This window comes from Candidatus Polarisedimenticolia bacterium, from assembly GCA_036001465.1.
Lineage (GTDB): Bacteria > Acidobacteriota > Polarisedimenticolia > Gp22-AA2 > Gp22-AA2 > Gp22-AA3.
Genome location: DASYUH010000068.1, coordinates 41948 through 50375 on the forward strand (window position 1 = coordinate 41948; position 8428 = coordinate 50375).

General features: G+C 69.4%; 6 protein-coding genes. All 6 read left to right on the forward strand.

What is annotated here, in order from left to right:
* Position 1: 1 nt before the first annotated feature.
* Positions 2 to 1423: a tetratricopeptide repeat protein gene (locus VGV60_13615; protein ID HEV8702306.1), complete on the forward strand. Its 1422-nt coding sequence runs from the start codon at positions 2 to 4 to the stop codon at positions 1421 to 1423.
* Positions 1424 to 1506: 83 nt separating this feature from the next.
* Positions 1507 to 3267 carry a DnaJ domain-containing protein gene (locus VGV60_13620; GenBank protein ID HEV8702307.1) on the forward strand — a complete coding sequence of 587 codons (1761 nt, stop codon included), beginning with the start codon at positions 1507 to 1509 and terminating at the stop codon, positions 3265 to 3267.
* 132 nt (positions 3268 to 3399) lie between these two features.
* Entirely contained in the window at positions 3400 to 4929 is a 1530-nt protein-coding gene (locus VGV60_13625; GenBank protein ID HEV8702308.1) for a protein kinase, read from the forward strand.
* Between the two features lie 38 nt (positions 4930 to 4967).
* A complete protein-coding gene (locus VGV60_13630) occupies positions 4968 to 7337 on the forward strand; it encodes a CRTAC1 family protein (GenBank protein ID HEV8702309.1) in 2370 nt (789 codons plus the stop codon).
* A gap of 13 nt (positions 7338 to 7350) precedes the next feature.
* Positions 7351 to 8055, forward strand: a complete 705-nt coding sequence (locus tag VGV60_13635; GenBank protein ID HEV8702310.1) for an FKBP-type peptidyl-prolyl cis-trans isomerase — start codon at positions 7351 to 7353, stop codon at positions 8053 to 8055.
* Between the two features lies 1 nt (position 8056).
* The coding region (locus VGV60_13640) for a response regulator (protein HEV8702311.1) at positions 8057 to 8428 on the forward strand (372 nt) is incomplete at its 3' end.

The following is an 8428-nucleotide window of genomic DNA, read 5'->3' on the forward strand; positions in this document are numbered from 1 at the left end:
GATGCCCCCGCGTCTCGTCGGTCCCGCGCTCCTCGTGCTGCTCGTCCTGCCGTGGCCTTGCGGCTCGGCGCGTGCCGACATCATCCATCTGAAAAACGGCGGGAAGATCGTCGCCGACTCCTGGGAGGAGCGGGGCGACGTCCTGATCGTCGTCCAGGGGAGCGGTCGAATCACGGTCCCGCGGGCGGACATCCTGCGCGTCGAGACCACCCCTCCCGGACCTCCCGCGTCGGACCCGGCCCCCCGGCCCGGACCCGCAGGTCCGCCGGGATCTCCGGCCCCGCCGGCGACCGCCGCGAAGAGCGGCATCGACCAGATGAGCGACGACGAGATCGCCGAAGCCATCACCGCGCTGAAGCGGCGCATCGACGACTATCCCCTGGCGCGCGAGGAGAACACGCGCCGTCTCGTGGCGCTCCTCGATCATCTCGGCGGGCGGGCGTACAAGGCGCGGCAGTTCGACACCGCGGTCAGCCGATTTCGCGAGGCGCTCGGCTACGACCCGAAGGACGCCGGCGCGCAGCTCGGCCTGGCCGCGGCCTATTTCCGGCAGGACCAGGACATCTTCGCGCGCTCGACGCTGGAGCGGGCGCTCCTGGATCATCCGGACCATCCCGCGCTGCACGCCCTGCTCGGCGACGTGTACAACAGCCAGGAGCGCACCGAGGAAGCGCTTCTGGAATGGCGAAAGGCCTATGCGCTCAAGCCCGATCCCTCCCTGAAGGAGAAGATCGACAAACTGGCTCGGGAGCGCTCCATCGACGGGGACTACCGGCAGTCGGAGGCGGCGCACTTCACCCTGAGGTACGACGGACAGCGGGCCGGGCCCGACCTGGGCAGCCAGATCCTGGACTATCTGGAAAGCCAGTTTCGCCCGCTCGAGTCGCGCTTCGATCACTATCCGCTGCAGCCGATCGTGGTCATCCTCTATCCGCAGAAGCAGTTCTACGAGGCGACGCAGGCGGGGGCCGACGTCGGCGGGCTCTATGACGGCAAGATCCGGGTGCCGAGCGGCGGGTTGAAGCAGATCGACGCCGAGGCCCGTCGCGTGCTCCTGCACGAGCTCGCGCACGCCTTCATCGCCGGCAAGAGCCGGGGCACGGCGCCCCGGTGGCTGCACGAGGGGCTGGCGCAGTCGATCGAAGGCCGGACGACGCCGACCGCCACGGGGGCCGCCCTGGCCCGTGAGTACCAGAATCCGGGCGGCCGGGAATCCTGGGGCCAGGCGTTTTCCTATCCCTCCGCCCTGTGCTTCGTCGAGTGGCTGGATGGGCGCATCGGCTTCCCTGCGCTGGTCGACGTCCTCGAACAGATGGGCCGAGGAGTGACTCCCGAGGCCGCCTTCGAGCAGGTCACCCGCTATTCGCTCAAGGAGTTGCGCCAGGCCTGGGGAGAGGCCCTGGTCCGGAAATACTTGCAATAATCCCGTCCACGCCTCAAGTTATTCCCGGACTATCAGATGCCGGGCCCGGGTGTGTCGGCCCAGGCGGGAGGGATGTTGGACCGATGAACGGGAGCCTGGCGCGGCGTTCGCCGAGCGATGTCCTGGCCGAGGTGCTGCGCCGGCAGGCGTCCGGCATCATGCGGCTCAAAAACGCCGCCACGACCCGGCAGCTGTTCATCGACGCCGGCGTGATGATCCGCTTCGCCGTCAGCACCCTCCCCAGCGAGAGCATCACCGGCCTGTTCCGCGACAAGGGGGGCGTCACCGAGGCCCAGGTGAAGCATGCCACGGCCGTCAAGACGGCCGACGAGCTTCTCGGCACGGCCCTCGTCCGGACCGGCGCTCTGACGAAGGAGGCGCTGGCGGGACTGACCCGGGAACACATCCACCGCGTGACCCTGGGCGCCCTGGCGACGCGCGATGGAGAGTTCGAGTTCCAGGCCGGCGCCCTGCCCTTCCGCGAGCAGCTCGACGGCGGTCTCGGCAGCCCCGAGATTCTTCTGGAGTGGGCGCGGGCCTTCCCCGAAATCGACTGGATTCGCAGGCGGCTCGGGCAGAGCGAGGCGCGCGTGCAGCTCTCGAGGCGCCCGCCGGAAGGCTATCAGAAGGTGCCGCTCAACCCCGCCGAGGGGTTCATCATGTCCCGCGTCGACGGCAGCTCGAGCGTCGGCGACATCATCTCTCTCAGCCCCATGGGGGAGGAGAACACCCTGCGCGCCCTGTTCGGCCTGGCCCTCGCCGGCATCCTGGAGATGCCCGACGGCGCGGCCGAGATCCCGCTGCCGCCCGCCACGTCGACGTCCCCTGGGCCGGTTCCAAGGACCGCTCCCGCGGTGCCGCATGCGCCCGCGGCGCGCCCCGCCACCGTTCCTGCCGCGGCCGCGGGAGCCGCCCCCGCGCCCGTCATGGCGGCGCGACCGCCGGCCGTCGCGGCCGTGCGGACTCCGACGAACGGCGGCGCGACCGCGCCCCCCGCCCAGGCAGCCGCTCCCGCGGCTCCGCGCTCCCCGGCCAAGGGACCGGCTCCGGCGGCCGCACCCAGGCCCGCATCCCGCCCGCCGGCGTCCCGGCCGGCCATGGCACCGCGGCGAGTCACCTCGGTCACCGAGCGCGTGCGCCCCACAGCCAGCCCGGACCTCGAGGCCGAGATGCTGCAGCGCTTCGATCAGCTGCGCGAGCAGGACCTCTACCAGGTGCTCGGGGTGATCGCGACCGCCAACGCCGACGAAGTCCGCCGCGCGTACTATGCGCTCGCCAAGAAGTTCCATCCCGACAAGTTCATGCGCGAGGATGCGAAGACGAAGGCGGAGAAGGTGTTCGCCCACATCACCGAGGCCTATTCGACCCTCACGAACCCCGAGACCCGCACGAGGTACGACGAGGACCAGGCCCTGCGCAAATCGTCGCGGGAGCCGGAGAAGAAGGTCGACCCGGGGGCCGTGGCGCACATCAATTTCAGGCACGGCAAGGACATGTTCGACAAGGGGAAGCTCGGGGAAGCCATCACCTTCCTGCAGAACGCCTGCGACCAGGACCCGTCGAAGGCGGAGCATTTCCATTACCTGGCGATCGCCCAGAGCAAGAATCCCCGCTGGAAAAAGGACGCCGAGGAGAACTTCCTGAAGGCGATCGAGAAGGACCCGATGAACGCCGAGATCTACGCCCATCTCGGCTCGCTCTACGCCCGCGGCGGCATGCACAGCAAGGCGCGCGACATGTTCAAGAAGGCCCTGCAATGGGACCCCGCCCAGCAGGAGGCCTCCGAAGGGCTGGCGCAGCTCGAAGAAGGCAAGAAGGGCCTCCTCGGGATGTTCAAGAAGTAACCCTTTCCCGCGCGTTGACTTCCGGTTCGCCGTCCCTAGATTTGCAGGGTGGGACCGCCGGTCCCGATGACAATTCTGTCATCCGTCCGGGGCCCTGGCGCGGGGGTCGCCGCCAGCCAGATGGATCCAGGTGTGAAGGACGGAGCCGCGGCCCCGGAGACACCGGAGCGTTTCGGCCCGTACAAGGTCGAAGATCGAATCGGCGCCGGCGGAATGGGGATCGTCTACCGGGCGCTCGACGAGGCGCTGCAGCGTCACGTGGCCCTCAAGACCCTCCTCCCCGCTCTCGCCGCCGATCCCGAGTTCGTCGCCCGCTTCAAGCGCGAGGCGCAATCGGCCGCGGCGCTCAACCACCCGAACATCACGCAGATCTACACCATCGGCCAGGAGGGGACCGTTCCCTACTTCGCCATGGAGCTGATCCACGGCCGGTCACTCGAGGCGATCATCAAGGAGAAGGGGGCCGTCGGGCCGGCGGAGGCGACCGGCCACGTCCTCCAGGCCGCCAGGGGACTCCGGCACGCGGCCCAGAAAAAGCTGATCCACCGCGACATCAAGCCAAGTAACCTCATGCTCACCGAAGACGGCGTCGTCAAGATCACCGATTTCGGCCTGGCCAAGGCAGCGCGGTGCGAAACCCAGCTCACCGCCACCGGCGAGGTGCTCGGATCTCCCGGATACATCTCGCCGGAGCAGGCGCAGGGGGCGACGCTCGACGTCCGTTCGGACATCTACTCGCTCGGCGCGGCCTTCTATCACCTGGTCACCGGCCGGCTGCCGTTCGAGGCGCCGACGCCGGTGGCTATGATCGTCAAGCACATGAGCGAACCGCTGCGCTCGCCGCGTGCCCTGAACCCGGCGGTCCCGTACCCGGTCGCATCCGCCATTCAGAAGATGATGGCCAAGCGCCCCGGCGAGCGCTTCCAGGACTACGACGCCCTGATCCGCGAGCTGGAGCGGGCGCTCGCGACGATCGGCCCGGAAGCCTCGGCCCAGGCCCCCGGGGTCGTCCAGGCCGGGAGACACCCCTGGTCCGGCATGACGGGAGCCGAAATGCGCGGACGCGCCGGCCGCCTGCCCGCGTCGGGGACGGAGAGCCCGCCTCGCACGCGTGGAGTGTCCTGGATTCCGGCGATTCTCGCCATCCTCCTCGGCGGCCTCGTGGTCGCCGGGGTGGTGAAGAACCGCCGGGACGCGGCCCGGGAAGCGGGACAGCCGGAGCCCATCCGGGTGGCGGCCAGCCTTCCCGACGCGTCCTCGGGGGCCGGCGCGGGATCCCGGGCCCCCGTGACCTTCAGCAATCGTGCCGGCGACGCCCGGATCGGAGCCGTGTCCCGCGAGGGCGGCCTCGAGGATCGCCTGCGCGAGCGCTTCCAAAGGCGCAATCGCGCCAACCTCTCCTTCATCGCCAACGATCACTCGGTCCTCCCGGACGGTCGCCTCAAGGTGTTCGGGCGGATCCAGAACAACGGCGGCAACACCGCCTCGCAGGCGCGCGTGCGGGTGCGGATTCTCCTGGACGACGGCAGCGTGGCGGTGGAGGGTGAAACGCCGCTCGACCCGCCGATCGTCCCGCCCCAGGGGACCGCCACCTTCGAGCTGCCCCTCGATTACACGGGTCCCGTGGGCACGATCAAGGCCGAGATCGTCTGGGTCGAATAGCGTCCCACCGCCGCGGGCTGGGATATGATCCTTCCTCCATGCGCAGATCCGGGAGCCCCTCCGAGCATCCGCTGTTATCCGTGTCCGTGGCGATCGTCCTGGTCGCGTCGGCGCTGACCGGGTACGTGACGCGGGGAGCGCCCCCCGAGGGGGGCCCCGCCGCGGGGAAAGCAACCGGAACGGCCGCCGCGTCCCCCGCCGCCGGCCAGCCGTCCGCCGGCACGCGCAAAATGGCGGAACGCCTCCAGCGCATCGTGGCCGAGACGGATCCCGGCCGCAATCCATTCATGAACGCGGCGCGCGTCAAGCTCCTCGAGCAGATGATCCAGAACCGGGGCGGCGACGCGCCCCCCCAGATGAAGATGGAGCTGGCGACCCAGCTCCTGAACTCGGGCCGCAACGACGACGCCATCGCGATGCTGGATCGCCTGGAGGAGATGCTGCGGCCGTCCGCGGGCGCCCCCCCGTCGCGACTGTGGTTCGAGCTGCGCATCCGCCAGGCGGTGGCCCAGCTGCGGCGCGCCGAGACCGACAACTGCATCGAGCGCCACAACCCCCGCTCCTGCCTGTTCCCGGTCCACGGCTCGGGAATCCACGCGGAGAAGCGCGGGTCCCGGGCGGCCGTGACCATCCTCGAGTCGGTCTTGGCGGTGAATCCCGATCACCGGCAGGCCCGCTGGCTCCTGAACATCGCCTACATGATCCTGGGGGAGTACCCGCAGGGCGTGCCGGCGCGCTGGCTGCTGCCGCCGAAGCTGTTCGAATCGGACTACGACATCGGGCGCTTTCCCGACATCGCCGCGAGGCCGGGCCTGGACGTGGACGACCTGGCCGGTGGAACGATCGCCGACGATTTCGACGGGGACGGATACCTGGATCTGTTCGTCTCGTCCGCCGGGTTGCAGACCCAGATCCGCTACTTCCGGAGCAACGCCGACGGGACGTTCACCGATAAGACGGCCGACGCCGGGCTCACCGGGCTGGTCGGCGGGCTGAACATCATGCAGACCGACTACGACAATGACGGCCGCCTCGACGTCCTGGTCCTGCGAGGCGGCTGGATGGGAGCGGCGGGGCGCTACCCGAAGTCCCTGCTGCACAACGACGGCGGCGGCAGGTTCTCGGATGTCACGGAGGAGGCGGGCCTGCTCAGCTATCATCCGTCACAGACCGCCGTCTGGCGCGATTTCGACGGGGACGGCTGGCTCGACCTGTTCGTCGGCAACGAGACCTCCGAGGGCTCCCAGAACCCGTGCGAGCTGTTCCGCAACAACGGCGACGGCACGTTCACCGAATGCGCCGCGGAGGCGGGCGTGACGGTCAACGAGTACGTGAAGGGGGTCGCCGGCGGCGATTTCGACAACGACGGGCGGCCCGATCTCTACGTCTCGGTGCGCGGCCGTCCGAATCACCTGTTCCGCAACGTCGGGGCCTACGCCGAGCCGCCCGCGGCCGGCGCCCTGCGCCGGTCCCCGGCCGCCCGCGGCTCCTGGGCCGGGCGCTTCACCGACGTGGCGGTGAAGGCCGGCGTGACCGAGCCGTCCGTCAGCTTCCCCACCTGGTTCTTCGACTACGACAACGACGGCTGGGAGGACATCATGGTCACCGGCTACGGCATGCAGGATGTCGGCGACATCGCCGCGGACTACATGGGCCGCGCGACGACGGCACAGAAAGCCCGGCTCTACCACAACAACGGCGACGGCACCTTCACCAACGTCAGCCGCGCCCTGGGCGTGAGCCGGGTGATGCATGCCATGGGCGCCAACTTCGGCGACCTCGACAACGACGGCTGGCTCGACTTCTACGTCGGCACGGGCGACCCGGATTTTGCCACCCTCATTCCCAGCCGCATGTTCCGCAACGACGGCGGCAAGCGCTTCCAGGAAGTCACCACCTCCGGCGGCTTCGGCATGCTGCAGAAGGGCCACGGCATCGCCTTCGGCGACCTCGACAACGACGGCGACCAGGATGTTTTCTCCAAGGTCGGCGGGGCGGTCGAGACCGACAATTTCACCAGCCAGCTCTTCCTCAATCCCGGCCATGGCAATCACTGGCTGAAGGTGCAGCTCGAAGGCGTGAAGACCAACCGCCTGGCGATCGGCGCGCGCGTGCGCGTGGTCGTGCGCGAGGGCGGGACGGAGCGGTCGATCTACCGCACGGTCAATTCCGGCGCGAGCTTCGGCGCCAGCCCGCTGCGCGCGGAGGTGGGGCTCGGCCAGGCGACCGAGGTGCTGCGCGTCGAGGTGTTCTGGCCCGTCACCGGTGTCACGCAGGTCGTGACCGGCCTGGAGCCGGACCACGCCTACTTCCTCCGCGAGGGCCAGGCGGCCGCGGTTCCCGTGAGGTTGAAGACCTTCACCATCCCGACCGAGCCGGTGGCCGGCCATCATCATCACCACCCCTAATCCCTGTTCCGCCATGAAGACCTGGCTGCTCCCGGTCCTGTTGCTTGCGACCGTCGCGGCCCGCGCCGCCGAACCGGCCGTCCCCGCGCCCGCGACGGCCACGGCCCCGCGGGAAGCCTATCTTTCGCTCGGCTCGTCCTTCGCCCGCGACTCCCGTCTCGCCGAACTCGGCTGGAACGACGCGCAGTTCGAGGCCTTCATCGAGGGCTTGCGCGCGGCCTTCCGGGGCCGGCCTTATGCGAGCAGCAATGCGACGGAGCAGTTGCAGGCGGCGATCGGCCAGCGGGTGCAGGAGCTGGCCCAGCGGGAGATGCGCAACTATTTCGCCCACCCCAAACGGTTGCAGGAATATATGAAGTCGCGGGCCAAGGAGCTGCAGCTCGAAATGGCCGACAGCGGCATGGCCTACGGCCTCATGCCGGGGCGGGGAACCACGCGGCCCGCACCGGAGGACACGGTGGTGCTTTCATTCCAGGCGGTCGCCGCCGACGGGCAGACGGAACTGCCGGCGCTGGCCGTCAATCGCAAGCGGGTTCGCGTGAGCGAGCTGATCCCCGGCCTGGCCGAGGGCGTCCAGTTGATGACCGCGGGAGGAACCGGGCTTTTCATCCTGCCTCCCGAACTTTCCTTCAACGACGGCACCTGGCCCCAGGGGGTCGAAGCGGGCACGCCGATCATCTTCACGGTCGCCTTGCACGAGGTGATCGTCGCGCAGTGACATGAACCTGATGCGCATTTTAATCGTCGATGACGAGACCCTGGCGCGCGACCGCCTCCGGGCCCTGCTCCGGCAGGAACCGGACCTGGAGATCATCGGCGAATGTGCCAATGGCGAGGAGGCCCTTGTGGCCATCCGCGTCGGGGCGCCGGACCTCGTTTTTCTGGACATGCAGATGCCGGGTGGCGACGGCCTGCAGGTCGTGGCGCGGCTCCCGGAGGATCGGCGCCCGGCCATCGTCTTCGCCACCGCGCATGAGCAGTACGCGGTCGACGCTTTCGACGTCGCAGCCGTGGACTATCTGCTGAAACCCTTCGATCTCGACCGGCTGCGGCTCGCGCTGCAGCGCGCCCGCGATCACCTCCAGGCCCGG

What these genes read in the sequence shown, in the direction of transcription:
- VGV60_13615 (HEV8702306.1), top strand. Translation starts at nt 2, where the DNA reads ATGCCCCCGCGTCTCGTCGGTCCCGCGCTCCTCGTGCTGCTCGTCCTG.
- VGV60_13620 (HEV8702307.1), top strand. Translation starts at nt 1,507, where the DNA reads ATGAACGGGAGCCTGGCGCGGCGTTCGCCGAGCGATGTCCTGGCCGAG.
- VGV60_13630 (HEV8702309.1), top strand. Translation starts at nt 4,968, where the DNA reads ATGCGCAGATCCGGGAGCCCCTCCGAGCATCCGCTGTTATCCGTGTCC.
- VGV60_13635 (HEV8702310.1), top strand. Translation starts at nt 7,351, where the DNA reads ATGAAGACCTGGCTGCTCCCGGTCCTGTTGCTTGCGACCGTCGCGGCC.